Here is a 26,736-nt window from a genome sequence, read left to right as displayed (position 1 = left end):
ACGGCTGCATAGTGCGGGCCAATGCGGCGTTGGCGGGAGCTCGGTTCCGGCGCGTGCACAGAGAAAGAAAGGCGTAAAATGGAGAAGCCACTTAACAAGCAGGAACTCGTCGCCGCTGTGGCCGATGATGCCGATCTGCCCAAGGCGAAGGCCGGCGAAGTGGTCGACGCCGTGTTCAGCGCGATCGAGAAGGCCCTGTCGAAGAAGCAGGAAGTCCGTCTGGTGGGCTTCGGGACCTTCGTGACGGCGACCCGCAAGGCAGCCAAGGGCCGCAATCCCCGCACCGGCGAGGAAATCGACATTCCGGCTTCGACCTCGGTTCGCTTCAAGCCGGGCAAGAACCTGAAGGAAGCCGTGAGCTGATCACGCGCTGATATGATCGGAGCGGGGGGCTTGTCCGCCTGTTCCCCGGCTGGCCCTGGCGGGCCAGCCTTGTCTTGGGGCGATTAGCTCAGCGGTAGAGCGTCTCGTTTACACCGAGAGGGTCGGCGGTTCGATCCCGTCATCGCCCACCATGATGCCGGCCCGGTGCCGGATGACTGTCCTGCTTCGTCGGGATACCGGACAAAATGACAATCGTCTGGTTGACGCGTCCCGGCTGCATGGTTAAACACCGCCTCACGCCTTCGCGGGTGTAGCTCAGTTGGTTAGAGCGCCGGCCTGTCACGCCGGAGGTCGCGGGTTCGAGCCCCGTCACTCGCGCCATGGTCGTTTCATCATTAGTAATGATCGACCGCATGGCACCTGTTAAAGGTGCATCTTCCCAATAATCGGGGCTGGCCCGGCTTCCAATATTTTAGCCCGGGAAAAGACAGGTCGTCCCTAACGCGCATATCCGCGTAGCATATTCATCATCACGGGAATGTTCATCCCCCGATGGCGCGTCGCGGTCTGGTCGCATCCGGACGATGGGTCTAACCTCCTGACCATGACGACGCCCTGTTCGTCATGACGCCCGCGGCAAGCGGGCCATCAGTCAGGGAGATGCGCCATGAATTCCGTTCTTGCGGATTATTTTCCAGTTCTGGTTTTCGGTGTTCTGGCGGTGGTGATCGCCGGCGCGATGCTGGGAAGCTCCCTGCTCTTCGGTCATCAGAAGCCCTATGCCGAGAAGGTCTCGGCCTATGAATGCGGGTTCGAGGCGTTCGACGATGCGCGGCATCGTTTCGATGTCCGGTTCTATCTGGTGGCGATCCTGTTCATCATCTTCGACCTCGAAGTCGCCTTTCTTTTCCCCTGGGCGGTCAGCCTGTCGCGGATCGGCCTGTTCGGCTTTCTGTCGATGATGGGGTTCCTGGGCATTCTGACGGTGGGGTTCATCTATGAATGGTGCAAGGGCGCCCTGGACTGGGATTGAGCGGCGCTGGGATCGCGCAAGGGGAGGAGACGAGGCATGAGTATCGCTGATGCGACAGGTGACGGACAGGGCGCGATCGCCTGGAACCGGGACATGCTGCCCCCGGGGCCGGAGCAGGATGCCGTCATCAAGGGGATTACCGGCGAGATCACCGAGAAGGGGTTCGTCGTCGCCAACCTCGACAAGCTGGTCAATTGGGGCCGCACCGGCAGCCTGTGGCCGATGTCCTTCGGGCTGGCCTGCTGTGCGGTGGAAATGATCCACGCCTACATGCCGCGCTATGACCTGGACCGGATGGGCATCATTCCGCGCGGGTCGCCGCGCCAGTCGGACGTGATGATCGTGGCCGGGACCCTGACCAACAAGATGGCACCGGCCCTGCGCCGCGTCTATGACCAGATGGCCGAACCGCGCTGGGTGATCTCGATGGGGTCCTGCGCCAATGGCGGCGGCTATTACCATTATTCCTATTCCGTGGTGCGCGGATGCGACCGGATCGTGCCGGTGGACGTGTACGTTCCCGGCTGCCCGCCGACGGCCGAGGCGCTGATCTACGGTATCCTGCAATTGCAGAAGAAAATCCGCAGGACAGGGACGATTCTCCGTGGCTGAACCGGGCACCGAACTGACGACCCAGCAGGCCCAGTCACGTGGCGCGCTGGGGTCCCTGGCCTTCGCGCTGTCGACGAGCGTGCCGGGCATCCATTCCGCCGCGATCGAGGATGGCGAACTGGTCGTGCGGACCAGCCGCGACCGGTTGCTGGCATTGATGGGGTTGCTGCGCGACGATCCGCGCTATGCCTGCGAACAGATGATGGATCTGTGCGGTGTCGATTATCCGGCGCGGGCGGAGCGATTCGAGGTTGTCTACAACCTGCTGTCGGTGACGCGTAACCACCGGATTCGCGTCATCGTGACCACGGATGAGACGAATCCGGTGCCGTCGGTGCATCATTTGTGGCCCTGTGCCACGTGGTGGGAGCGCGAGTGCTACGATTTGTTCGGGGTCCTGTTCTCGGGCCAGCCGGATCTGCGCCGCATCCTGACCGATTACGGGTTCGAGGGGCATCCGCTGCGCAAGGACTTCCCGCTGACCGGCTATGTCGAGATGCGGTACGACGAGGATCGCCGTCAGGTGGTCTACGAGCCGGTGAAGCTGACGCAGGATTTCCGCAATTTCGATTTCGAATCGCCGTGGGAGGGCATCCTGACCCTGCCGGGCGACGAGAAGGCGCATGAATCCCGCCAGGGACTGAAGTTGCCGCGATGACGGGACCATCCAGGCATATGGCGAGGGCGCGCAAGGTGAGGGAGAGCGGACGATGAGCGACATTGTCCTTCACGAGGATATTCCGGAAGAGCTGCTGTCGGCTGACGCGGCCGCCAAGGCGGAAATCCGGACCGTGGAGATCGATTCCCACGCCCTGAATTTCGGCCCGCAGCATCCGTCGGCCCATGGTGTGCTGCGGCTGGTGCTGGAGATGGAAGGCGAAGTCGTCGCCCGCGCCATTCCGCATATCGGCCTGCTGCATCGCGGCACCGAGAAGCTGATCGAATACAAGACCTATCCCAAGGCGCTGCCGTATTTCGACCGGCTCGATTACGTCTCGCCGATGTGCGAGGAGCAGGCTTTCGCGCTGGCGACGGAGAAGCTGCTGGGGATCGAGATCCCCGACCGCGCGAAATGGATTCGCGTGATGTTCGCCGAAATGACGCGCATCCTGAACCATATCCTGAACCTGACCTCGTTCGGGCTCGATTGCGGCGCGCTGACCCCGGCGCTGTGGGGGTATGAAGAGCGCGAGAAGCTGATCGAGTTCTACGAGGCGGCGTCGGGTGCGCGCTTCCATGCCAATTATTTCCGTCCGGGCGGCGTGGCACGCGACCTGCCGGCGGGGCTGGAAGAGCGGATCGCGGAATGGGCGCGGCAGTTCCCGCGCTGGATCGACGATCTGGAAACGCTGCTGACCAACAACCGGATCTGGAAGCAGCGGACGGTCGGGATCGGCGTGTTCACCACCGAGCAGGCGCTGGCCTGGGGGTTCAGCGGCCCCTGCCTGCGCGCATCGGGCGTGCCGTGGGATCTGCGCCGTGCGCAGCCGTATGACAATTACGACAAGGTGACGTTCAACATCCCCGTCACGCGCCAGGGCGACTGTTACGACCGCTATCTGGTGCGCGTGGCGGAGATGCGCGAGAGCGTGAAGATCGTCGAACAGTGCCTGGCGCAGATCAGGCCGGGGCCGGTCAAGATCCAGGACCACAAGATCACCCCGCCGCCGCGCCGGGAGATGAAGCGGTCGATGGAAGCTTTGATCCATCATTTCAAGCTGTTCACCGAAGGGTACCACGTGCCGCCGGGCGCGACCTATACTGCGGTCGAAAGCCCCAAGGGCGAATTCGGGGTCTATCTGGTCGCGGACGGCAGCAACCGGCCCTACCGGTGCAAGATCCGGCCCACGGGCTTTGCCCATCTGCAGGCGATCGACGAGATGTCGCGCCGCCACATGCTGGCCGACGCGGTCGCGATCATCGGGTCGCTGGACCTGGTGTTCGGCGAGATAGACAGGTGACAGAGATGTCCGCTCATTCCCCCATCGATCAGATCGAACAACCCGCCAGCTTTGCTTTCGATGCCGAGAGCGAAGAGCAGATTGCGGCGATCCTGGCCAAATATCCGCCCGAGCGTAAGGCCAGCGGCACGCTCCCGCTTCTGTATGTCGTACAGAAGCAGATGAGCCGGCAGACGGGCAGCGCCTGGGTGCCGCGCGTGGCGATGGACGAGATCGCGCGCCGGCTGGAGGTTGCGCCGATCCGTGTCTATGAGGTGGCGACCTTCTACCTGATGTTCAATACCAGGCCGATCGGGCGGTATCATCTTCAGGTCTGCACCACGACTTCGTGCTGGCTGCGTGGCTCTGACGATGTGGTCGCGGCCTGCAAGAAGGCGACCGGGATTTCGGGGTTCGGCCAGTCGAGCGCCGACGGGCTGTTTACCCTGACCGAGGTGGAGTGCCTGGGCGCCTGCGCCAACGCGCCGATCCTGCAGGTTGATGATGATTTCTACGAGGATCTGGACGGGCCGCGCACGATCGAGCTGATCGAGGCGTTGCGTCGTGGCGAGCGCCCGACGCCCGGGCCGACGATCGACCGGATGAATTCGGCACCGGAAGGTGGGCGCAGGACGCTGACGGACAGTCCGGCGAAGCAGGGCTGAGGGGGAGAGACGGCATGTTGCAGGATAAGGACCGGATCTTCACCAACCTGTACGGTCAGGATGACTGGCGACTGGCTGGCGCGCGCCAGCGCGGCGACTGGGATGGCACCGCCGAGATCCTGGCGCGTGGCCGGGACGCCATCGTCAACGAGATGAAGGGCTCCGGCCTGCGTGGCCGGGGCGGGGCGGGCTTTCCGACGGGTGTCAAATGGTCGTTCATGCCGAAGAATTCGGACGGACGCCCACATTACCTGGTCATCAATGGCGACGAGTCCGAGCCGGGGACCTGCAAGGATCGCGAGATCCTGCGGCATGAGCCGCACAAGCTGATCGAGAGCGCACTGATCGCGTCGTTCGCGATGGGGGCGCATGCGGCTTATATCTATATCCGCGGCGAGTTCTTCAATGAGGCGCGCCATCTGCAGATCGCGATCGACGAGGCCTATGCGGCCGGGCTGATCGGCAGGAATGCCGCCGGGTCGGGCTGGGATTTCGATTTCTACATTCATCGCGGTGCCGGCGCCTATATCTGCGGCGAGGAGACCGCGCTGCTGGAAAGCCTGGAAGGCAAGAAGGGGCAGCCGCGCATGAAGCCGCCCTTTCCGGCGGCGATGGGCCTGTATGGCTGCCCGACGACGGTCAACAATGTCGAGAGCATTGCGGTGTCGTCCACCATCCTGCGGCGCGGGGCGTCGTGGTTCTCGGCGCTGGGGCGGCCGAACAATGCGGGCACCAAGCTGATGGCCATTTCGGGCCATGTGAACACGCCCTGCGTGTTCGAGGAAGAGCTGGGCGTGCCGCTGAAGGAGATCATCGAGAAGCATGGCGGCGGGGTGCGCGGCGGCTGGGACAATCTGCTGGCGGTGATCCCCGGCGGGTGTTCGGTGCCGGTACTGCCGGCGTCGGTCTGCGAGACGGTGCTGATGGATTACGACAGCCTGCGCGCCGAGCGGTCGGGCCTGGGCACCGCCTGCATGATCGTGATGGACAAATCCACCGACATCATCAAGGCGATCGCCCGGTTTTCGCAATTCTTCAAGCATGAGAGCTGCGGCCAGTGCACGCCGTGCCGCGAAGGCACCGGCTGGATGATGCGGGTGATGAACCGGATGGTCGAGGGGCGGGCGGAGATCGAGGAAATCGACATGCTCGAACAGGTGACGCGCCAGGTCGAGGGGCACACGATCTGCGCCCTGGGTGACGCGGCCGCGTGGCCGATCCAGGGGCTGATCCGGCATTTCCGCCCGGTGATGGAAGAGCGGATCATGGCCTACAAGGCGGCCCATGGCGGTGGGCGGATCACGCAGGTGCCGCTCGGTATTCCTGTGGCGGCGGAGTAAGGGCGATGGTGAAGGTAACCGTCGACGGGATCGTGGTCGACGTTCCCAACGGGTCCAGCGCGCTGCAGGCGTGCGAGGCGGCCGGCAAGGAAATTCCGCGCTTCTGTTTCCATGAACGTCTGTCGGTCGCGGGCAATTGCCGCATGTGCCTGGTGCAGGTGGTGCGGGCGCCCAAGCCGGTGGCGTCCTGCGGCTTTCCGGTGGCGGAAGGGATGGAAATCCTGACCGACACCGAGATCGTGCGCAAGGCGCGGCGGGCGGTGATGGAATTCCTGCTGATCAACCATCCGCTGGATTGCCCGATCTGCGATCAGGGTGGCGAATGCGATCTGCAGGACCAGGCGTTCGGCTATGGCGCCGATCACTCGCGCTATCAGGAAGCCAAGCGCGCGGTGAAGGACAAATATCTCGGCCCGCTGGTCAAGACCGTGATGACGCGCTGCATCCAGTGCACGCGCTGCATCCGTTTCGCGACCGAGATCGCGGGCGTGCCCGAGCTGGGCGCGGTCTCGCGCGGCGAGAACATGGAAGTCACCAATTACGTCGAGAAGGCGCTGACCTCCGAACTGTCGGGCAATCTGATCGACATCTGCCCGGTGGGAGCCCTGACCTCCAAGCCCTATGCCTTCACCGCCCGGCCGTGGGAGCTGAAGCGGACGGACTCGATCGATGTCAGCGATGCGGTGGGCACCAATATCAGCCTGCATGTGCGCGGCAGCGCCGTGTTGCGGGCCGTGCCCCGCGTCAATGACGCGGTGAACGAGGAATGGCTGGCGGACAAGGGGCGGTTCTCGGTCGATGGGCTGAAGCATCGCCGGCTGGACCGGCCCTGGGTGCGGGTCCACGGCAAGTTGCAGGCGGTTTCGTGGCAGGACGCGTTCGTGGCCATCGGTCGCCGGCTGGACGGCGTGCCGGGGGATCGGATCGGCGCCATTGCCGGCGATCTGTGCGATGCCGAGAGCATGCTGGCGCTGAAGGACCTGATGACGGCGCTGGGTTCGCCCAATATCGACTGCCGCCAGGATGGCGCGGATTACGATTTGTCGCACCGGGCCTATTACACGTTCGGCACCACCATTGCCGGGATCGAGGATGCCGATGCGCTGCTGATCGTGGGGTCGATCCCGCGCCAGGAGGCGCCGGTGCTGAATGCGCGTATCCGCAAGCGTTTCCTTGCGGCGGGCCGGGGTGGGTTCCCGATCGGGCTGATCGGCGCGCCGACGGCGGACCCGACCTACAAGGCGGAATTGCTGGGCGAGGGGCCTGAGGTGCTGGCAGCCCTGCGGGATGGCATGCATCCTTTCGCCGAGGTGTTGAAGGCGGCGAAGAAGCCGATGATCATCGTCGGGCATGGCGCGCTGACGCGGCCGGATGCGCGGGCGATCCTGGCTTCGGCCTGGGCGCTGGCGGCCGAGACGGGGGCGATCGGGGCTGGGTGGAACGGCTTCAATGTCCTGCATCGCGCGGCCAGCCGCGTCGCCGGGCTGGATATGGGGCTGGTGCCGGGCAAGGGCGGGCGCAGCGCCGCCGGAATGATGAGCGGCGGCGTCGACGTGCTGTGGCTGCTGGGGGCGGACGAGTTCCATACCGCGCAGATCGGGCCGGACACGTTCGTCATCTATCAGGGCCATCATGGCGATGCGGCGGCGGCGCGGGCGGATGTGATCCTGCCCGGTGCGACCTATGCCGAGAAGTCCGGCACCTATGTGAATACCGAGGGGCGGGTCCAGCGGTCGTTCCGGGCGGTCATGCCGCCTGGCGAGGCGCGCGAGGACTGGCGCATCCTGCGCGCGTTTTCCGAGGTCGTGGGCCACACGCTGCCCTATGACACGGTGGAGATGCTGCGGGAGCGGCTGGCGACGGTCAATCCGGTCTTCCGGGTGATTGGCGGGCTGGATGCGGTGGACGCGTCGGCGCTGCCGGGGCCGACGGGTGGCGGTGCGGTGTCGTCGGCGCCGTTTCGCCCGGTCTTCGACGATTATTATCAGACGGACCCGATCTGCCGGGCCAGCCCGACGATGGGTGAGTGTTCGCGGATCTATGTCCATCCCCGGACCGTGGCGGCGGAGTAAGGCGACGTGGCGCATTTCTTTCTGCACACACTGATCGGCCAGGTGATCCTGACGGTTCTCGAGGCGCTGGCCGTTCTGGTGCCGCTTCTGCTGGGCGTGGCCTACCTGACGCTGGCCGAACGCAAGGTCATGGCGGCGATGCAACTGCGCAAGGGGCCGAACGTCAACGGCCCATTCGGCGTGCTGCAGGCCTTCGCCGACGCGATCAAGATGATCACCAAGGAAACCGTGATTCCGTCCGGGGCCAACCGGTTCCTGTTCCTGTTCGCGCCGTTCCTAACCTTTTCGCTGGCCATGACCGCCTGGGCGGTCATTCCCACCAATGACGGCTGGGCGGTGGCCAATATCAATGTCGGGGTTCTCTACCTGCTCGCCATCTCCTCGCTGGGTGTCTACGGCGTGCTGATCGCGGGGTGGGCGTCGAATTCGAAATATGCCTTCCTCGGCGGCCTCCGCGCGGCGGCGCAGATGGTGTCGTATGAGGTGTCGATCGGCCTGGTGATCGTGTCGGTGCTGCTGGCGGTGGGCAGCCTGAACCTGAACGATATCGTGCTGGCGCAGCGCCATGTCTGGTTCTGCCTGCCGATGTTTCCGATGTTCATCATCTTCTTCATCTCGGCGCTGGCGGAAACCAACCGCGCGCCGTTCGACCTGCCCGAGGGCGAGAGTGAACTGGTGGCCGGCTTTTTCGTCGAATATTCGGCGCTGGCCTTCGGCCTCTTCTTCCTTGGCGAATATGCCAACATGTTCCTGATGTCGGGGATGGTCAGCATCCTGTTCCTCGGTGGCTGGCTGCCGCCGATCGGGATCGCGCCCTTTACCTGGATACCGGGGCCGCTGTGGCTGATCGCCAAAATCCTGTTCTGCCTGTTCGTCTTCATCTGGGTGCGCGCGACATTCCCGCGCTACCGATACGACCAGTTGATGCGGCTGGGATGGAAAGTGTTCCTCCCGCTCTCGCTGGTGTGGATGGTGCTGACGGCGGGCTTCCTGCTGGCCACCGGGCTGCTGCCCCAGGGAGGAGCGAGCTGATGGGGTATCTTGACCGGACGGTCCGTTCCTTCCTGCTGGCCGAACTGGTGGCCGGCATGGGAGCGACGCTGCGGGCCTTCTTCAAACCCAAGGTGACGATCAACTATCCATACGAAAAGGGGCCGCTCTCGCCGCGCTTCCGTGGCGAACATGCGCTGCGCCGCTATCCGAACGGCGAGGAACGCTGCATTGCCTGCAAGCTGTGCGAGGCGACCTGCCCGGCCGAGGCGATCACGATCGAATCCGAACCGCGCGACGACGGGTCGCGGCGCACCACGCGCTACGACATCGACATGACGAAGTGCATCTATTGCGGCCTGTGCGAGGAAGCCTGCCCGGTCGATGCGATCGTCGAGGGGCCGAACTACGAGTTCGCGACCGAGACGCGCGAGGAACTCATGTACAACAAGGACAAGCTGCTCGCCAACGGCGACCGCTGGGAAAGTGTCCTGGCACGGCGGCTGGAACTCGATGCGCCCTATCGTTGAGGGAGAGGCCGGGACAGTGCGGCAGCGGGAGAAAAGAGCCATGCGGCAGGAAGGTCACCGATGATGACCCAAATCGTCTTCTACGTGTTCGCGACGGTACTGGTCCTGTCGGCCGGAATGGTGGTCAGCGCGCGCAATCCCGTTCACTCCGTGCTGTTCCTGATCCTGGCCTTTTTCAACGCCGCGGGCCTGTTCCTGGTCGCGGGGGCCGAATTCCTCGCGATGATCCTGGTCATCGTCTATGTCGGCGCCGTTGCGGTGCTGTTCCTGTTCGTCGTGATGATGCTCGATGTCCGCTTCGCGCAGATGCGGGAAGGATTGCAGCGTTACGCGCCCTTCGGGGCGGCGGTGGGGCTGGTGCTGCTGGCCGAACTGGCGCTGGCCTTCAGCCACTGGCAGGTGGCGGAGGATATCGGGTCCGTGCCGCATGTGGTGGCGGCGCCGGGGCGGACCAATACCGCGGCGCTGGGTGACGTGCTGTACACGCATTACGTCTTCCTGTTCGAGGCGTGCGGCCTGGTGCTGCTGGTTGCGATGATCGGCGCCATCGTGCTGACGCTGCGCGAACGGCCGATGGGGCGGCGGCAGAATATCGACCGGCAGCACGAACGCACGGCGGCGGATACGCTGGCCATGATGACCGTGCCCCTGGGGCAGGGCGTGGCGGCCAATGGCGGTTTCCGCCGGCCGGAACATTCCTACTACATCGCGTCGGTTCCGGGGTCGTACGGGGTGACGGAAGAGCCCGTGCCCCAGGGCAGACCGGTCGATGAGACCCGGCGGGGCGGGCACGGCACCGAGAATCATGGAGGGCTGGCGCAATGACCGGCGGATTGGGAAGCATCGGCATCGGACCCTATCTGACGGTCAGTGCCATCCTGCTGGTTCTGGGTGTGTTCGGCATTTTCCTGAACCGCAAGAACGTCATCATCATCCTGATGTCGATCGAACTGATCCTGCTGTCGGCGAATTTGAATTTCGTCGCGTTTTCTTCCGCGCTCGGCGATCTGTCCGGGCAGGTCTTTACCCTGTTCGTCCTGACCATCGCGGCGGCTGAATCCGCCATCGGGCTGGCGATCGTGACGGTCTATTTCCGCAATCGCGGTTCGATCGAGGTCGAAGACATCACCATGATGAAGGGCTGAGCGGGCCATGCAAACGGCATCTACCCTTTTCGAGATCGCGGTCCTCGGACCCCTGTTCGCCTGCATGGTGGCGGGCCTGTTCGGGCGGATGATGGGCGACGGGCCGGCCAAGGCGCTGACCACGTCCGTCATGGTGATCGCGGCCCTGTGCGGCAGCGGGGCGCTGCTCACCGCGATGCATGCCGGCGGCATGCCGGTCGTGGTGCAACTGGCGGACTGGATCCGCGCCGGCAGCTTCCATGCCGCCTGGACGCTGCGGCTGGATACGCTGTCGCTGTCGATGGTCGCCATGGTGACCGCGGTTTCGGCCCTCGTGCATATCTACAGCATCGGTTACATGGGGCATGAGACGACCCCGACCTATCGGTTCTTCTCGTATCTCTCGCTCTTCACCTTCGCCATGCTGATGCTGGTGACGTCGAACGACCTGATCCAGCTCTTCTTCGGGTGGGAGGGCGTGGGCCTCGCGAGCTATCTGCTGATCGGCTACTGGTACGACCGCCCGAGCGCCTGTGCCGCCGCGATCAAGGCCTTTGTGGTCAATCGTGTGGCCGACCTGTTCTTCATGGTCGGTATCGCGCTGCTGTTCGTCGAGTTCGGCTCGGTCACCTATGACAATATCTTCGCGCTGGTACCGGCGCATGGCGACGACACCTATACGCTGTTCGGCACGCACCGGATCTACGAGACGATCTGCCTGCTGCTGTTCATCGGTGCGATGGGCAAGTCGGCGCAGCTTTTCCTGCACACCTGGCTGCCGGATGCGATGGAAGGCCCGACGCCGGTTTCGGCCCTGATCCATGCCGCGACCATGGTGACCGCCGGCGTGTTCCTGATGGCGCGTATGTCGCCGCTGGTGGAATTCGCGCCCGACACCAAGGGCTTCATCCTCTTCATCGGGGCGACGACCTGCTTCTTTGCCGCCACGGTCGGGCTGGTGCAGCCGGATATCAAGCGCACGATCGCCTATTCGACCTGTTCGCAGCTTGGCTACATGTTCATGGCCGTCGGGGCCGGGGCCTATCAGGCGTCGATGTTCCATCTGACGACGCATGCCTTCTTCAAGGCGCTGCTGTTCCTGGGCGCGGGCTCGGTGATCCATGCCGTGCATGACGAGCAGAACATGTTCCGCATGGGCGGACTGTGGAAGAAGATCCCGCTGACGTACGGCGCGATGTGGGTGGGCAGCCTGGCCCTGGCCGGCATCTTCCCCTTCGCCGGCTACTGGTCGAAGGACGCGATCCTCGAAGCGACGTGGATGGCCCATAGCAGCCTCGGCTTCTATGGCTGGACGCTGGGCTGCGTTACCGCCTTCATCACCGCGCTCTATAGCTGGCGCCTGATCTTCCTGGTCTTCCACGGCGCGCCGCGCGATGCGCACCTGCATGAGGGCGCGCATGAAAGCCCGGCCTGGATGACGCTGCCGCTGGTCCTGCTGGGGATGGGCGCGGTGCTGGCCGGGCTGCTGCTGGCGCCGTACTATGTCGGCGCGGGCCAGGCCGCCTTCTGGAACGGGGCGATCGTGAATGCGCCGGGCAATACCATCATCGCGACGCTGGAACAGACGCCGGAACTGATCGCGCTGGTGCCGACCTTTGCGGGTGTGCTGGGTATTCTGGTCGCTTATCTGTGTTACGTGGCCAGCCCTGCCATTCCGGTGTCGCTGGCGACCAGCCTGCGGCCGATCTACCTGTTCCTGCTGAACAAATGGTATTTCGACGAGCTGTATGACCATCTGTTCGTCCGGCCGTATCGGGCGCTTGCCAACCTGCTGTGGAAAGGCGTGGACGAAGAGGTGATCGAGGGGATTCCCCACGGTCTGGCCCGGATGACGGCGGGTACCGCCGCCCAGGCGGTGCGGACCCAGACCGGTTCGATCGCGATCTATGCCTTCACGATGCTGATCGGCCTGGTGGTGCTCGTCTCCACCCTGCTGGTCTTCCGTTGATCTCCGGGAACGGGTTTGAACCGATGAACTGGACACTTGCTCTGCCGGAAATCGTCCTGGCACTGTGCGGCCTCGCGATCCTCGTCTTCGGGGTGGTGCAGAAGAAGGGGCAGCCGTTCCTCGCCTGCTCCATGCTGACGATCGGCGCCTTCGTCCTGACCGCGTTCCTGGTCGTGATGTCGCCGGACGGGACCGGCTACAACCATATCTTCATCAATGACAGCTTTGCCCGCTTCATGAAGCTGCTCAGCCTGGCAGGCGGGGCGCTGGCGACGATGCTGACCGTGGGCTACGCGCGGGACCTGAAGGTGGAGCGGTTCGAATTCCCGGTCCTGCTGCTGTTCTCGACGCTGGGTACCATGATGATGGCGTCGTCGGGTAATCTGATGACGCTGTTCATCGGGCTGGAACTGTCGTCGCTGGCCATCTACATCCTCTGCGCCTTTGCGCGGGACGATGTGCGGGGGGCCGAGGCGGGGCTGAAATATTTCGTGCTCGGGTCGCTGGCCTCGGGCCTGCTGCTCTATGGTTCGGCGCTGGTCTATGGCTTTGCCGGCACAATGGAATATGGCGCCATCCAGACGGCGCTCAGCGCCACCTCCGCCGTGCCGATGGGGCTGATGATCGGCATCGTGTTCATGCTGGCGGGGCTGACCTTCAAGCTGTCGGCGGTGCCGTTCCATATGTGGACGCCTGATGTGTACCAGGGCGCGCCGACCCCAGTGACGGCCTTCATGGCCGGTGCGCCGAAGATCGCGGCCTTCGCGCTGCTGCTGCGGGTGATGGCGGGGCCGTTCGGCCACGTCGCGCCGCAATGGCAGATCCTGGTCGAGGCCATTGCGATCGTCTCGATGCTGTTCGGGTCGCTGGCCGCCATTCCGCAGACCGATATCAAGCGGCTGATGGCCTATTCCTCGATCGGCCATATGGGCTATGCGCTGATGGGCCTGTCGGCGGGGACCGTAGAGGGCATGCGCGGCACGCTGGTCTATCTGACCACCTATCTGCTGATGAATGTCGGGGCTTTTGCCGTGATCATCGCCATGCGCCGCAAGGGGCGCGCGGTGACCGGGATCGCCGACCTGGCCGGGCTGGGCCGTACCGATCCGGGGCTGGCCACCGCGATGGCGATCTTCATGTTCAGCATGGCGGGAGCGCCGCCGCTGGCCGGGTTCTTCGGCAAGCTGATGGTGTTCTATGCCGCGATCAATGCTCATCTGTTCGGGCTGGCGGCGGTTGGTGTCATCAGCAGCGTGATCGGTGCCTATTATTATGTGCGTATCATCAAGGTGATGTTCTTCGATGGGGCGGCGGCGCCTCTCGACCGGCGGCCGCTGTCGCTGTCCTTCGTCTCGATCGGGATGGGAGTTGCGACGGCCGGGTTCCTGGTCGTGCTGGGTCCGGTTTCGACCGCGGCCCAGGCTGCGGCACAGGCCCTGTTCAGGTGACGGTGGCGTTGGCGCCGGGGGCGACCGCCTGGCGCCTCGAGGTCCATGACGAGCTGGGCTCGACCTCCGATCATTGTATCGCGCGGGCGGGCGAGGGGGTGGAGGCGGGACTGGCGGTCATGGCCCGTCGCCAGACCCGTGGCCGGGGCAGCCGGGGCCGCGACTGGCAGGACCCGGGTGGCAATCTGGCATTCTCGGTCCTGCTGCGCCCCGCGGAGGCGGATGGCGCGGTGGGGCTGTGGCCGTTCGTGGCCAGTCTGGCCTTTTACGGGGCGATCCTGCCGTGGATTCACGATCCGGCGCAGTTGCGGCTGAAATGGCCCAACGACCTGCTGCTGGCGGGCTGCAAGACCGCCGGCATCCTGATCGAGCGTGGGAGCGATGCCACGGGACGCTGGCTGGTCATCGGGTTCGGGGCCAATCTGCGGGCCGTGCCGTCGATTACCGGACGGAGCCTGGCCTGCGTCGCCGCCTATGGAACGGCTCCGGACCCCGAGATCGTGGCCCGTGCGATCTGCGCCGAGCTGGACCGCTGGCAGGCGGTGTGGCGCGCCGAGGGCTTCGCTTCGCTGCGTGCGGCATGGCTGGAACGCGCCCATCCGCCGGGCACCAGACTTGTGGTGCGCGGCGAAAGCGGGCAGGTAGAAGGTTCGTTCGTCGGCTTGGACGAGCAGGGGATGCTCCTGCTGCACTGCGCCGACGGGCTGAAACGGATTTCGACCGGCGAGATCCTGCTGCTGGACCGCGACGCCGCCGGGGCGTCGGGCGGCACGGGAACCTGACAGCCGGTCTGGGTTTTAGGGTCGCACGGGTCCGATGATCGTCGAGCGGGAGGCTTGTTCCCGGCTCCGATCCCACGGGACCGCGCGGCCGGATGCGGCGGGATTGCCCCCAGGTGGGGCGTTGGAGTCAGATGGACAGGATTGCTGTCCGCAAAGGGAGAGATGTCGGCAGGCCCATCGCAGGCCATGCGGACCATCCCGATATGCATATTCCCATGAAGGGACTGTTTTCCCGTCATGATTCGTGTTGGTACAAAAGGATAGGTTATGAGCGACACCAATGATGGTCTGGCCTTTCTGCCCCTGGGCGGAACGGGCGAGATCGGCATGAATCTGAATCTCTACCGGTTGGGGTCCACCTGGCTGGCCATTGATTGCGGTATCGGGTTTTCCGGCAACGACACGCCGGAAGCCGAGATCCTGATGCCGGACCCGGTCTTCATCGTCGAGCGCAAGGCCGATCTGGCAGGGCTGGTCATCACCCATGCGCATGAAGACCATCTGGGCGCGGTCGCCCATCTGTGGCCGCGCCTGGGCTGCCCGATCTATGCCACGCCTTTCGCGGCCTCGGTGCTGCGTCGCAAGCTGGGCGAGGCGCATCTGACCCAGCAGGTGAAGATCCATGTCATCGCGCCCGGCGGCGCCTTCAATGTCGGGCCGTTCGACCTGCGCTTCATCCCGGTAACGCATTCGGTGCCCGAGGCGCAGGCGGTGGTGCTGCGCACGCCCCACGGCATTATCGTGCATACCGGCGACTGGAAGTTCGACCCGCAGCCGATGGTGGGGCCGCCCACCGATGTCGCGGCGTTCGAAGCCCTGGGCGACGAGGGTGTGCTGGCCATGGTCTGCGACAGCACCAATGTGATGACCCAGGGGCCGTCGGCGTCGGAATTCGACGTGCGGCGGAGCATGACCGACCTGATCGGTTCGCTGAGCGGGCGCATTGCCGTGACCTGCTTTGCCAGCAACGTGGCCCGCATCGAGACCATCGCCAAGGCGGCGCAGGCGGCCGGCCGGTCGGTGGTGATCGTCGGCCGTTCGCTGCGCAATCTGGACGTGTCGGCGCGGGAATGCGGCTATCTGGCCGATGTGCCGCCCTTTTTGTCCGAGCAGGAAGCCAATTCGCTGCCCGACGACGAGGTGGTGATGATCATCACCGGCAGCCAGGGCGAGCCGCGTTCGGCCCTGTCGCGCATTGCCAGCGACAGCCACCCCAACATTTCGCTGGGCGAGGGGGATACGGTCATCTACAGCAGCCGCATGATCCCGGGCAACGAGCAGGCGGTCATGCAGGTGCAGGACAATCTGACCCGGCGTGGCGTGCGGGTGCTGACCGATCGTGACCATCTGGTGCATGTGTCCGGCCATGCCACGGGCGGCGATGTGCGGCGGCTGTTCGACCTGGTGCGGCCGCGCTTTGCGGTGCCGGTGCATGGCGAATGGCGCCACCTGACGGCCAATGCCGCCATCGCGCGCGAAAAGGGCGTGCTGCCGATCCTGCTGGAGGATGGCGATATCCTGAACCTGGCGCCGGGCGCGGTCGAGGTGGTGGATACCGCCCCGACCGGCCGGCTGGTGCTGGATGGGGGACGGCTGCTGCCGATGAATGGCGGTGTGCTCGCGGCGCGCCGGCGCATGCTGTTCAACGGCATCGTGATGGGTAGCTTCGCGGTGGATGACGAGGGCTATCTGATCGGCGATCCGAAGGTGAGCGCGCCCGGACTGCTGGACCCCGAAGACCCCGAGACCTCCCGCCTGACCGAAGAATTCGGCAATGCGCTGGATGAGATCCCCGACGAACTGCGCCGGGACGACAATACGTTCCGCGAGGCGGCGAAGACGGCGCTGCGTCGTGCGCTGGGGCGGAAACTGCAGAAGCGGCCGCTGGTCGATGTCCATCTGCTGCGGGTCTAGGCCTCTTCGGAAGAGGCGCCCCCAGGAGGGGAGACCGGGGGAGGGTTGCGGCAGAAAGGTGCGTCGTCCTTCCTGCCGGCCCCGGACGTTTTTTCCCTAAACCCGGCGTCTCTCCGGATTGGGTGGCCGCACTTTATGAGCCCTGACCCGGCATGTCACGGATTGGGGCGGCTCCGGCCCTTCACAGTTGGGTGTTGTCCATCCTGACGCGGGCCGTGCTGCCGGACATGGCGGCGGCGCGGATTCTGGCGTATTCGTCTTGTCCTGAATTACGAACCATCCGGCGCTGCGCCGGTCTTTCGAGGTTGATAACGGTATGCGTCTGTCGCGCGGCTTCCTGCCCACTCTCAAGGAGAATCCTGCCGAGGCGCAGGTCATTTCCCACCGGCTGATGTTGCGGGCCGGGTTGATCCGCCAGACGGCGGCGGGGATCTATGCCTGGTTGCCGGCGGGTTGGCGCGTGCTGCAGAACATTTCACGCATCGTGCGCGAGGAGCAGGATGCGATCGGGGCACAGGAACTGCTGATGCCGACCGTCCAGTCCGCCGAATTGTGGAAGCGGTCGGGCCGCTACGACGCCTACGGACCGGAAATGCTGCGTATCCAGGACCGGCATGAGCGCGAGCTGCTGTACGGGCCGACCAACGAGGAGATGATCACCGACCTGTTCGGGCAGGTGGTCAAATCGTACCGCGAACTGCCGCAGGCGCTGTACCATATCCAGTGGAAGTTCCGCGACGAGGTGCGGCCCCGCTTCGGCGTGATGCGCGGACGCGAGTTCCTGATGAAGGATGCCTACAGTTTCGACGTCGATTATGCCTCGGCGGTCGATTCCTACCGGCGGATGATGCTGGCTTATCTGCGCACCTTCCAACGGCTGGGCGTCAAGGCGATTCCGATGGTGGCCGATACCGGGCCGATCGGCGGCGAGCTGAGCCATGAATTTCTGATCCTGGCGCCGACCGGCGAAAGCGGTGTCTTCTTCGACAGTGCGTTCGAGGCGCAGGACTGGCTGTCGGAGCCGGTGGATATCGACGATCGGGAGTCGCTGGACGCGTTCTTCACCCGCATGACCTCGTTCTATGCCGCGACGGACGAGAAGCATGACGAGGCTGCCTGGGCGGGCGTGCCCGACGAGCGCCGGCGCGAGGGGCGGGGCATCGAGGTCGGTCATATCTTCCATTTCGGCCGCAAATATACCGAATCGATGGGGATCACCGTCAGCGGGCCGGACGGGGCGCCGCTCTATCCGGAAATGGGGTCGTACGGGATCGGCGTCTCGCGCCTGGTGGCCGCGATCATCGAGGCCAGCCATGACGAGAACGGCATCATCTGGCCCGACAGCGTGGCGCCGTTCCGCGCCGCGATCCTGAACCTGAAATCGGGCGACGCGACCTGCGATGCGATCTGCGAGAAGATCTATGCGGCCTCGCCGGAGAATTTCCTCTACGACGACCGGGGCGAGCGCGCGGGCGTGAAGTTTGCCGATGCCGACCTGATGGGCCATCCCTGGCAGGTCATCGTCGGCCCGCGCGGCGCCAAGGACGGCGTGGTGGAACTGAAGCGCCGCGCCGACGGCACGCGCGCCGAGCTGCCGGTGGACGAAGCCCTGACGCGTATCCTCGGGGGCTGACCCATGTTCGGTCCGTTCGAACGGGCGGTTGCTGGCCGGTACCTGCGCGCCCGCAAGGGCGAGCGGTTCGTATCGGTCATCGCCATCTTCTCGCTGGTCGGCATCGCGCTGGGCGTGGCCACGCTGATCATCGTCATGTCGGTGATGAACGGGTTCAAGGCCGACCTGATGGGGCGTATCCTGGGCCTGAACGGTGATCTGAGCCTGTTCGGGGTGAGCCGGACCATCAGTGATTACGACGATCTGGCGGCGACCGTGCGCCAGGTACCCGGCGTGGTGAACGCGACGCCGCTGATCGAGGGGCAGGCGCTGCTCAACTCGGGCTCGTACAATGCAGGCGGCATGGTGCGGGGCATGACCATGCAGGGGTTGCGGGACCTGCATGAGGTCAGCGATTCGCTGGTGGCCGGGTCGCTGGACAAGTTCGTCGGCAATGACGCGATCATCATCGGCGTGACGCTGGCGGAGCGGGCGGGCCTGTCGGTAGGGTCGAAGATCACGCTGATCTCGCCCAACGGGGCGGCGACGCCGTTCGGCACCATGCCGCGCATCCGCGCCTATCATGTAGTGGGCATCTTCGATGCCGGCATGAACGATTATAATGCCGGCTATGTGTTCCTGCCGCTGGCGGCGGCGCAGGTCTATTTCGAGATGCCCGCGCAGGTGACGCAGATCCAGGTGATGACGCGGGACCCGACGAATGTGCGGCCCGTACGTCAGGCGATCGAGCAGGCGGTGGTTGCCGATCCGCGCGTGCGGGTGCTGGATTGGACGCAGAGCAACAATGCGTTCTTCGGCGCCGTGCAGGTGGAACAGAATGTGCTGTTCCTGATCCTGACGCTGATCGTGCTGGTGGCGGCGTTCAACGTGATCTCGTCGCTGATCATGATGGTGAAGGACAAGACCGGGGACATTGCGGTACTGCGCACCATCGGCGCCACGCGCGGGGCGATCATGCGCATCTTCCTGATGTGCGGGGCCTCGGTCGGCGTGACGGGGACGGCGATCGGCACGGTGATCGGGATCGTGTTCTGCCTGAATATCGAGCGTATCCGCCAGTTCCTGCAATCGCTGACCGGGACTAACCTGTTCAATCCGGAAATCTACTATCTGGAGCGCCTGCCGGCGAAGCTGGTCTGGCCGCAGGTGTTCGAGGTGATCGGCATGGCGCTGGTGCTGTCGCTGCTGGCGACGCTCTATCCGTCCTGGCGGGCGGCGCGGACCGATCCGGTGGAGGCCCTGCGCCATGAATGATGTATCCGATATGCCGCTGGTGCTGCGCGATGTGCGCCGTACCTTTCGCAGTGGCGACGAACGGCTGGACGTGCTGCGGGGTGTGGATCTGAGCCTGCGGGCGGGCGAGATCGTGGCGCTGGTTGCGCCATCCGGCACGGGCAAATCGACGCTGCTGCATCTGGCGGGGCTGCTGGAATCGCCCGATGCGGGCGAGGTCATCGTCGGTGGGCAGGATGCCGGGCGGCTGGGGGACCTGGAACGGACGGCGATCCGCCGCCGGATGATCGGCTTTGTCTATCAGGCGCATCATCTGCTGCCGGAATTCACGGCGCGTGAGAATGTGGTGCTGCCGCAACTGATCGCGGGCGTGAGCCGGGCCGATGCGCGGGCACGCGCGGATGCGCTGCTCGGCTCGTTCGGGCTGGCGCATCGGCTGGACCATCTGCCCGGGCGCCTGTCGGGGGGGGAAAAGCAGCGTGTGGCGATTGCCCGGGCCCTGGCCAATCAGCCGGGAATCCTGCTGGCCGATGAGCCGACGGGGAATCTGGACGTGAAGACGTCCGAGGCCGTGTTCGATGAATTGCTGCACATGGTCCGGGGGCAGGGGGTGGCGGCGTTGATTGCCACGCATAACGAGGAACTGGCGGCGCGGATGGATCGCGTTGTCACTTTGCGCGACGGGCAACTGGTGAGCCTGTAGGTGGGAAAAGCTTCTTTTTCTGAAGAAAAAGAAGCAAAAAGACGTTTGATTCGTTCAGGTCACCGTAACGTGCAGGCGCAAAGCTGCTGAACGGATCAGACGTTTTTTGGTTCTTTTTTTCAAAAAAGAACGAAGGACCCTGTGATAGAATTCCGGGCATGTCCTACGCCGATTTCGTCCATCTTCGTGTTCATTCCGCCTATTCGCTCAGCCAGGGGGCGATCCGGGTGCCGGATATCGCCGGGCTGGCGCAGGAGATGCGGATGCCGGCGGTGGCGATCACCGATACGGGCAATCTGTTCGGGGCGCTTGAGTTCTCGCAATATTGCTCGGGGAAGGGCGTGCAGCCGATCATCGGCTGCCAGATCGGCCTGCCGCCGCGCGGGGACAAGCCGGGCCTGCCGGCGGAGCCGGTGGTGCTGCTGGCGCAGGACGATGTCGGGCTGATGAACCTGCAATATCTGTCCTCGCAGGGGTTTCTGCAGGGCGATACGGCCGAGCCGACCGTGAAGCTGGACACGCTGTGCGCGCGTGCCGAAGGGTTGATCCTGCTGACCGGGGGCACCCGGGGGCCGCTGTTCCGCCTGCTGGCCGATGGGCAGCAGGACGAGGCGGCCCGGTTGCTGGAGACGCTGCGCGAGGCGTTCGGCGATCGGCTGGCGGTGGAGTTGCATCGCCATGGATTGCCGGTCGAGCAGGCGGTGGAGCCGGGCATGATCGCGCTGGCCGACCGGCTGGGCCTGCCGCTGGTGGCGACCAACGAGTGTTTTTTCCCCAATCCGGGGATGTACGAGGCGCATGATGCGCTGCTGTGCATCGCACAGGGGCGCACGATGGCCGAGCGCGACCGCTGGCGGGTGACGCCGGAACATTGGTTCAAGCCGCCCGAGATGATGCGCGAACTGTTCGCCGACCTGCCGGAAGCCTGCGACAATACGCTGGCCATCGCCCGGCGCTGTGCGGTGCGGGTGGAAACGCGCAAGCCGCTGCTGCCGATCTGTCCCAAGGTACAGCCCGGATCGACCGAGGAGGAGACGCTGCGGGCGATGGCGGCGGAAGGGCTGGAAAACCGTCTGGCGCGCATGAGTCTGGATGACGAGACCAGGCAGGTTTATCGCGACCGGCTGACCTTCGAACTCGACATCATCGCGAAGATGGGATTCCCCGGCTATTTCATGATCGTTGCCGACTTCATCCAGTGGGCGAAGGCGCATGACATTCCGGTGGGGCCGGGGCGTGGATCGGGCGCGGGGTCGCTGGCCGCCTGGGCACTGACGATCACGGATATCGATCCGATTCCCTTCAACCTGCTGTTCGAGCGGTTCCTGAACCCGGAACGCGTGTCGATGCCCGATTTCGATATCGATTTCTGCCAGGATCGGCGGGACGAGGTGATCCGTTACGTGCGGGGGGAATATGGTCCCGACCGGGTGGCGCAGATCATCACCTTCGGAAAATTGCAGGCGCGGGCGGCGGTGCGCGATGTGGGTCGCGTGCTGGGCCTGCCGTTCGGCATGGTCAACAAGGTTGCGGAGCTGATTCCGAACAATCCGGCCAAGCCCGTGACCCTGAAACAGGCGATCGAGGGCGAGCCCCGGTTGCAGGAAATGCGCGACGACGACGAGGCGATCCGTCGACTGCTGGAGATCGGCCAGCAACTTGAGGGCCTGTATCGTCATGCCAGCACCCATGCCGCCGGCGTGGTGATCGGCGACCGCCAGCTTGTCGAACTGGTGCCGCTCTATCGCGATCCGAAGAGCGACATGCTGGTGACGCAGTACAACATGAAGTTCGTCGAGCAGGCGGGGCTGGTGAAGTTCGACTTCCTGGGCCTGACCACGCTGACGATTCTTCAGCGCGCCGTGCAGTTCCTCAAGGGGCTGGGGGAGACGGTGGAACTGTCCGCCCTGCCGCTGGACGATGCGCTGACCTACGAGATGCTGGCACGCGGCGATACCGGCGGCGTATTCCAGTTCGAAGGTGCCGGCATGCGCGACGTCCTGAAGCAGATGCGCCCGACGCGGCTGGAGGATCTGATCGCGGCGGTGGCGCTGTATCGGCCGGGGCCGATGGCCAATATCCCGGACTATTGCCGCCGCAAGCACGGAGAGGCGTGGGAGCCGCCGCACGAGGAGATCCGCTCGATCCTGGAAGAGACCTACGGCATCATGGTCTACCAGGAACAGGTGATGCAGATCGCCCAGAAGATGGCGGGCTACAGCCTGGGCGGCGCCGACCTGCTGCGCCGCGCGATGGGCAAGAAGATCCGCGCCGAGATGGACACGCAGCGCGAGATCTTCACCGAGGGCGCGGTGGGGCGCGGCATCGACCATGACAAGGCGGTCGAGGTCTTCGACCTGATGGCCAAGTTCGCGGATTACGGATTCAACAAATCCCATGCCGCCGCCTATGCCCTGGTGTCGTACCAGACGGCGTGGATGAAGGCGAACCATCCGGTGCCCTTCCTGGCGGCCTGCATGTCGCTGGCGCGGGAAAAGACCGACAAGCTGGCGGCCCTGCGCCAGGAGGCCGAGCGGCTGGGCATTCCGGTACTGCCGCCCGACATCAACGCCTCGGGCCCGGATTTTACCGTCGAGCGCCTGGCCGATGGGCGGCTGGGCATTCGCTATGCCCTGGCGGCGGTGAAGAAGGTCGGGTTTTCGGCGATGGAGGCGCTGGTGGCGTCGCGTGGCGGGCGCCCGTTCGCCGATCTGGCCGACATGGCGGCGCGGGTCGATCCGCGGCAGTTGAACAAGATGCAGATCGAAAACCTGGCCAAGGCCGGGGCCTTCGATACCATCACCCCTAACCGGCATCTGGTCGCGGCGGCGGCGGAAACCGTGCTGCGCCGCGCGAACGCGCAGGCGGAGGAAGCGGCCAGCGGGCAGATCGGCCTGTTCGGCGGCGGGGGGGCTGCGGCGGCGCCCGAGCCGCTGCGCCTGCCCGATGTGACCGACTGGCCGGAATTCGAGCGGCTGGGGATGGAGGCGGAGGCCATCGGCTTTCATCTGACGGCGCATCCGCTGGATTCCTACGGGCCGTTGCTGCGCCGGCTGGGGGCGGTGCGGGCCACGGGGCTGGAGGCGGCTGCCCAGGCCGGGCTGGCCCGCGTGAAGATCGCGGGGTGCGTGGTCGACCGCAAGGAGCGGCCGACGCGCACCGGCAGCAAGATGGCGTGGGTCCGCCTGTCCGATTCCAGCGGCGGATGCGAGGTCACGCTGTTTTCCGAGGTTCTGTCGCGCACGCGCGAGATCCTGACCGCCGGCAGCGCCATCCTGGTGACGGCGGATCTGCGGCTGGATGGCGAGGCGCTGCGAATCACCGCCAGCGATGTGGTCTCGCTGGAACAGGCGGCGGCCGATGCGGCGGCGGAATTGCGCATCTGGTTCGACCGCGAGGAGGCGGTACCGCCGATCCATGACATCCTGTCCGACAGCAGGGGCGGGCGCGGCAAGGTGGTGCTGCTGCCGTCGGTGGCCGAGACGCGGGATGTCGAGGTGACGTTGCGGGGCGCCTATCGCGTGACGCCGCGCATGGCCCAGGCGATCCGGGCGGTGGCGGGGGTCGCGCGCGTGGAGCAGGGCTAAGGGTTTCAAAAGGCCGCTGCTGGCGGCCTGACGGCGGCTCTCCGCCACGCGCGGCTTGCATTCCGCGGCAAAAATGGCCATAGGACGGCCGTCGGTGGCAACACCGGCAATTCGCACGCGAGGCAATTCCTCTGGTGTCCCCCCGTGGGACCGGGGCCTCGCGGAGGAACAACCAGAAGATCAAGGATTCAGCCGCCATGGCTATGCCCGATTTCACCATGCGCCAACTGCTGGAAGCCGGCGTCCATTTCGGACACCATACCCGTCGCTGGAACCCGCGCATGGCGCCGTTCCTGTTCGGCGTGCGCAACCAGGTCCATATCATCGACCTGCAGCAGACGGTTCCGATGCTGGACCGCGCCCTGAAGGCGATCCGTGACACCGTCGCCGGTGGCGGCCGCGTCCTGTTCGTCGGCACCAAGCGCGCCGCCGCCGACCAGATCGCCGAAGCCGCGAAGCGCTCGGGCCAGTATTACGTCAACCATCGCTGGCTGGGCGGCATGCTGACGAACTGGAAGACCATCACCGGTTCGATCAAGCGCCTGCGCCAGATCGACGACATGCTGGCCGGCGACACGCACGGCCTGACGAAGAAGGAAATCCTGGACATCACCCGCAACCGCGAGAAGCTGGAGCGTTCGCTGGGTGGCATCAAGGAAATGGGCGGCCTGCCGGACATCCTGTTCGTGATCGACACGAACAAGGAAAAGCTGGCGGTCGAGGAAGCCAACAAGCTGGGCATTCCGGTCGTGGCGATCCTGGACAGCAATTCCGACCCGCGCGGCGTGACCTTCCCGATCCCGGGCAATGACGACGCCATCCGCGCCATCGCGCTGTATTGCGAGCTGGTGTCGGGCGCGGTGCTGGACGGCATTTCCGCCGAACTGGGCGCGTCGGGCGAGGATTTCGGCGCCGCCGAGGAACTGCCGATCGACACCGCCGCCGAAGTGGCGGCAGCGGAAGCCGAGACCGCCCCGGCGGTCTGATCCCGGCGGACCGGTTGAAGGGACCCTGGCCCATTCACGGGACGGGGTCTTGATGATGATGAAAGCGCGGGCGCGTCCGGCCGGAAGGCAGGACGCGCCCCTGCCTTGAGGAGAGACGGATATGGCGGAGATTACCGCGGCCCTGGTGAAGGAACTTCGTGAGAAGACCGGCGCCGGCATGATGGATTGCAAGAAGGCCCTGAACGAGGCCGCTGGCGAGATCGAAGCGGCCATCGACTGGCTGCGCAAGAAGGGTCTGGCCGCCGCGGCGAAGAAGTCCGGCCGCGTTACGGCCGAGGGCCTGGTTGCCGTGGCCTCGGCCCCGAACCGTGCCGCCATCGTCGAAGTGAATGCCGAGACCGATTTCGTTGCCCGCAACGAGAGCTTCCAGGGCTTTGCCGAGGCCGTGGCCAAGGCCGCGCTGACGGCTGGCGAGGATCTGGAGAAGATCAAGGAAGTCGTGCTCGAGAGCGGCCGCACGGTTGCCGAGGAACTGACGCACCTGATCGCGACCATCGGCGAGAACATGTCGATCCGCCGCGCCCGCGTGCTGAGCGTGCCGTCGGGCGTCGTGGCCAGCTACATCCACTCGGCCGTTCGTCCGGGCCTGGGCAAGATCGGCGTCCTGGCCGCCATCGAGGCGCCGTCGGAGAGCGAGGCGCTGGAGATTCTGGGCCGTCAGATCGGCATGCATGTGGCCGCGACCCGTCCGGCCGCGCTGGATATCGACAGTGTCGATCCGGCGTCGCTGGAGCGCGAGCGTGCGGTGCTGGTCGAGCAGGCGCGTGCGTCGGGCAAGCCCGAGGCGATCATCGAGAAGATGGTCGATGGCCGTATCCGCAAGTTCTATGAGGAAGTCGTTCTTCTGGAGCAGGTGTGGGTGCATGACGGCGAAAGCCGCGTGCGCAAGGTCGTCGAGAAGGCCGGGGCGAAGCTGAACGGCTTCGAGCGCTTCCAACTCGGCGAGGGCATCGAGAAGGAAGAGAACGACTTCGCGGCCGAAGTCGCGAAGGCCGCCGGCGCCTGATCGGCGCCCGGCTGACGGCATGAACGGGGCGGGGCCTTCCTGATGGAATGGGAGGCGCCCGCCCTTGTGCTGTCTGCCGCCCCTTATGGCGAGAGCAGCGCCATCGTTCATCTGCTGACCGAGGAGCATGGACTGTTCCACGGTCTGTCGCGCGGCGGTGCCGCGCGCGCCGGGCGGGCCTTGTGGCAGCCCGGCAATCTGGTCCGGGCCGTGTGGCGCGGCCGTCTGCCCGAGCAGTTGGGCAATCTCTCCGGCGAACTGGTGCATGGGTCGGCGGCCCGGGTGATGTCCGACCCGCTGGCGCTGGCCATGCTGGCCTCGGTCTGCGCGGTGGCCGATGGCAGCCTGCCGGAGCGCGAGCCGCATCCGCGCATCTTCCATCTGCTGACCCGTTTCTTCGCCCTGATCAGCCTGGATGCCGAGATGGCGGGGTGGAACGGCATGGCCGCGCTGCTGCGGTGGGAGGCCTGCCTGCTGGGCGATCTGGGCTATGGGCTCGATCTGTCGGCCTGCGCGGTGACGGGGGCGACGGAGGGGCTGGCCTGGGTGTCGCCCCGCACCGGGCGGGCCGTCAGCGACGCGGGCGCCGGGACGTGGCGGCCACGGCTGCTGCGCCTGCCGCCTCTGTTTCTGGACGAGGCCGATCCCGGCACCAGCACCGACTGGCAGGATGGGCTGCGGCTGACGGGGCATTTCCTGGCGCGCGATGCCTTCGGCCAGCATCACCGGCCGCTGCCTGCCGCGCGGCTGCGGCTGGCGGACATGATCGGGGCGATGGCGACGCCGGGCTGAGCGTCCATTTGCCGTCCATCCGCGCGATGGAC

At 65.5% G+C, this 26,736-nt stretch carries 23 protein-coding genes and 2 tRNA genes; all 25 read left to right on the top strand.

The window, feature by feature from the left end:
- The first annotated feature begins 78 nt into the window (after positions 1-78).
- The 25 genes from HLH36_RS10305 (at position 79) to recO (ending at position 26,704) form a co-directional block, all read left to right on the top strand.
- Positions 79-363: an HU family DNA-binding protein gene (locus HLH36_RS10305; RefSeq protein ID WP_012227333.1), complete on the top strand. Its 285-nt coding sequence runs from the start codon at positions 79-81 to the stop codon at positions 361-363.
- Positions 364-440: 77 nt separating this feature from the next.
- Positions 441-515: transfer RNA gene (locus HLH36_RS10300), tRNA-Val, on the top strand.
- Positions 516-628: 113 nt separating this feature from the next.
- Positions 629-705: transfer RNA gene (locus tag HLH36_RS10295), tRNA-Asp, on the top strand.
- Positions 706-991: 286 nt separating this feature from the next.
- The gene (locus tag HLH36_RS10290; RefSeq protein ID WP_182964075.1) at positions 992-1,357 is read left to right on the top strand and encodes an NADH-quinone oxidoreductase subunit A; all 366 of its coding nucleotides are present in this window, start codon (positions 992-994) and stop codon (positions 1,355-1,357) included.
- Positions 1,358-1,393: 36 nt separating this feature from the next.
- Positions 1,394-1,969: a NuoB/complex I 20 kDa subunit family protein gene (locus HLH36_RS10285; RefSeq protein ID WP_182964074.1), complete on the top strand. Its 576-nt coding sequence runs from the start codon at positions 1,394-1,396 to the stop codon at positions 1,967-1,969.
- A 46-nt stretch (positions 1,970-2,015) separates the two neighbouring features.
- A complete protein-coding gene (locus HLH36_RS10280; protein ID WP_408871879.1) occupies positions 2,016-2,627 on the top strand; it encodes an NADH-quinone oxidoreductase subunit C in 612 nt (203 codons plus the stop codon).
- Positions 2,628-2,679: 52 nt separating this feature from the next.
- Entirely contained in the window at positions 2,680-3,930 is a 1,251-nt protein-coding gene (locus tag HLH36_RS10275; RefSeq protein WP_182986301.1) for an NADH-quinone oxidoreductase subunit D, read from the top strand.
- Positions 3,931-3,935: 5 nt separating this feature from the next.
- Positions 3,936-4,574: a complex I 24 kDa subunit family protein gene (locus tag HLH36_RS10270; RefSeq protein WP_182986300.1), complete on the top strand. Its 639-nt coding sequence runs from the start codon at positions 3,936-3,938 to the stop codon at positions 4,572-4,574.
- 14 nt (positions 4,575-4,588) lie between these two features.
- A complete protein-coding gene (gene nuoF, locus HLH36_RS10265) occupies positions 4,589-5,914 on the top strand; it encodes an NADH-quinone oxidoreductase subunit NuoF (protein WP_182986299.1) in 1,326 nt (441 codons plus the stop codon).
- 5 nt (positions 5,915-5,919) lie between these two features.
- Positions 5,920-7,986 carry an NADH-quinone oxidoreductase subunit NuoG gene (nuoG, locus tag HLH36_RS10260; protein WP_182986298.1) on the top strand — a complete coding sequence of 689 codons (2,067 nt, stop codon included), beginning with the start codon at positions 5,920-5,922 and terminating at the stop codon, positions 7,984-7,986.
- A gap of 6 nt (positions 7,987-7,992) precedes the next feature.
- Positions 7,993-9,018 (top strand): NADH-quinone oxidoreductase subunit NuoH, encoded by a 1,026-nt coding sequence (gene nuoH / locus HLH36_RS10255; protein ID WP_182964068.1) that lies wholly within the window; start codon positions 7,993-7,995, stop codon positions 9,016-9,018.
- Positions 9,018-9,506 (top strand): NADH-quinone oxidoreductase subunit NuoI, encoded by a 489-nt coding sequence (gene nuoI / locus HLH36_RS10250; RefSeq protein WP_114727207.1) that lies wholly within the window; start codon positions 9,018-9,020, stop codon positions 9,504-9,506. The genes nuoH and nuoI overlap by 1 nt, the downstream gene beginning before the upstream one ends.
- Positions 9,507-9,566: 60 nt before the next feature.
- Complete coding sequence (locus tag HLH36_RS10245) at positions 9,567-10,331, top strand: NADH-quinone oxidoreductase subunit J (RefSeq protein ID WP_182986297.1); 765 nt, start codon at positions 9,567-9,569, stop codon at positions 10,329-10,331.
- Positions 10,328-10,651 (top strand): NADH-quinone oxidoreductase subunit NuoK, encoded by a 324-nt coding sequence (gene nuoK / locus HLH36_RS10240; protein ID WP_012227311.1) that lies wholly within the window; start codon positions 10,328-10,330, stop codon positions 10,649-10,651. The genes HLH36_RS10245 and nuoK overlap by 4 nt, the downstream gene beginning before the upstream one ends.
- Before the next feature lie 7 nt (positions 10,652-10,658).
- Positions 10,659-12,599, top strand: a complete 1,941-nt coding sequence (gene nuoL, locus HLH36_RS10235; RefSeq protein WP_182986296.1) for an NADH-quinone oxidoreductase subunit L — start codon at positions 10,659-10,661, stop codon at positions 12,597-12,599.
- A gap of 23 nt (positions 12,600-12,622) precedes the next feature.
- A complete protein-coding gene (gene nuoN, locus HLH36_RS10230) occupies positions 12,623-14,047 on the top strand; it encodes an NADH-quinone oxidoreductase subunit NuoN (protein ID WP_182986295.1) in 1,425 nt (474 codons plus the stop codon).
- Complete coding sequence (locus HLH36_RS10225) at positions 14,044-14,829, top strand: biotin--[acetyl-CoA-carboxylase] ligase (RefSeq protein ID WP_338030429.1); 786 nt, start codon at positions 14,044-14,046, stop codon at positions 14,827-14,829. Before nuoN ends, HLH36_RS10225 begins: the two co-directional genes overlap by 4 nt.
- Before the next feature lie 267 nt (positions 14,830-15,096).
- Positions 15,097-16,743 (top strand): ribonuclease J, encoded by a 1,647-nt coding sequence (locus HLH36_RS10220; protein ID WP_182986294.1) that lies wholly within the window; start codon positions 15,097-15,099, stop codon positions 16,741-16,743.
- 316 nt (positions 16,744-17,059) lie between these two features.
- A complete protein-coding gene (proS, locus tag HLH36_RS10215) occupies positions 17,060-18,376 on the top strand; it encodes a proline--tRNA ligase (protein WP_182986293.1) in 1,317 nt (438 codons plus the stop codon).
- Positions 18,377-18,379: 3 nt separating this feature from the next.
- On the top strand, positions 18,380-19,630 hold the full coding sequence (locus HLH36_RS10210) for a lipoprotein-releasing ABC transporter permease subunit (protein ID WP_182986292.1): 1,251 nt from the start codon (positions 18,380-18,382) through the stop codon (positions 19,628-19,630).
- Entirely contained in the window at positions 19,623-20,312 is a 690-nt protein-coding gene (locus HLH36_RS10205) for an ABC transporter ATP-binding protein (protein WP_182986291.1), read from the top strand. Before HLH36_RS10210 ends, HLH36_RS10205 begins: the two co-directional genes overlap by 8 nt.
- 158 nt (positions 20,313-20,470) lie before the next feature.
- Positions 20,471-23,899, top strand: a complete 3,429-nt coding sequence (dnaE, locus tag HLH36_RS10200; RefSeq protein WP_182986290.1) for a DNA polymerase III subunit alpha — start codon at positions 20,471-20,473, stop codon at positions 23,897-23,899.
- Between the two features lie 197 nt (positions 23,900-24,096).
- The gene (rpsB, locus tag HLH36_RS10195; protein ID WP_182986289.1) at positions 24,097-24,885 is read left to right on the top strand and encodes a 30S ribosomal protein S2; all 789 of its coding nucleotides are present in this window, start codon (positions 24,097-24,099) and stop codon (positions 24,883-24,885) included.
- A 121-nt stretch (positions 24,886-25,006) separates the two neighbouring features.
- On the top strand, positions 25,007-25,912 hold the full coding sequence (gene tsf / locus HLH36_RS10190) for a translation elongation factor Ts (RefSeq protein WP_182986288.1): 906 nt from the start codon (positions 25,007-25,009) through the stop codon (positions 25,910-25,912).
- 42 nt (positions 25,913-25,954) lie between these two features.
- On the top strand, positions 25,955-26,704 hold the full coding sequence (gene recO, locus HLH36_RS10185; protein ID WP_182986287.1) for a DNA repair protein RecO: 750 nt from the start codon (positions 25,955-25,957) through the stop codon (positions 26,702-26,704).
- Positions 26,705-26,736: the final 32 nt, after the last annotated feature.

The sequence above is a fragment of the Gluconacetobacter aggeris genome (assembly GCF_014174395.1).
GTDB classification, from domain to species: domain Bacteria; phylum Pseudomonadota; class Alphaproteobacteria; order Acetobacterales; family Acetobacteraceae; genus Gluconacetobacter; species Gluconacetobacter aggeris.
This window is presented reverse-complemented; position numbering and strand designations above follow the sequence as displayed.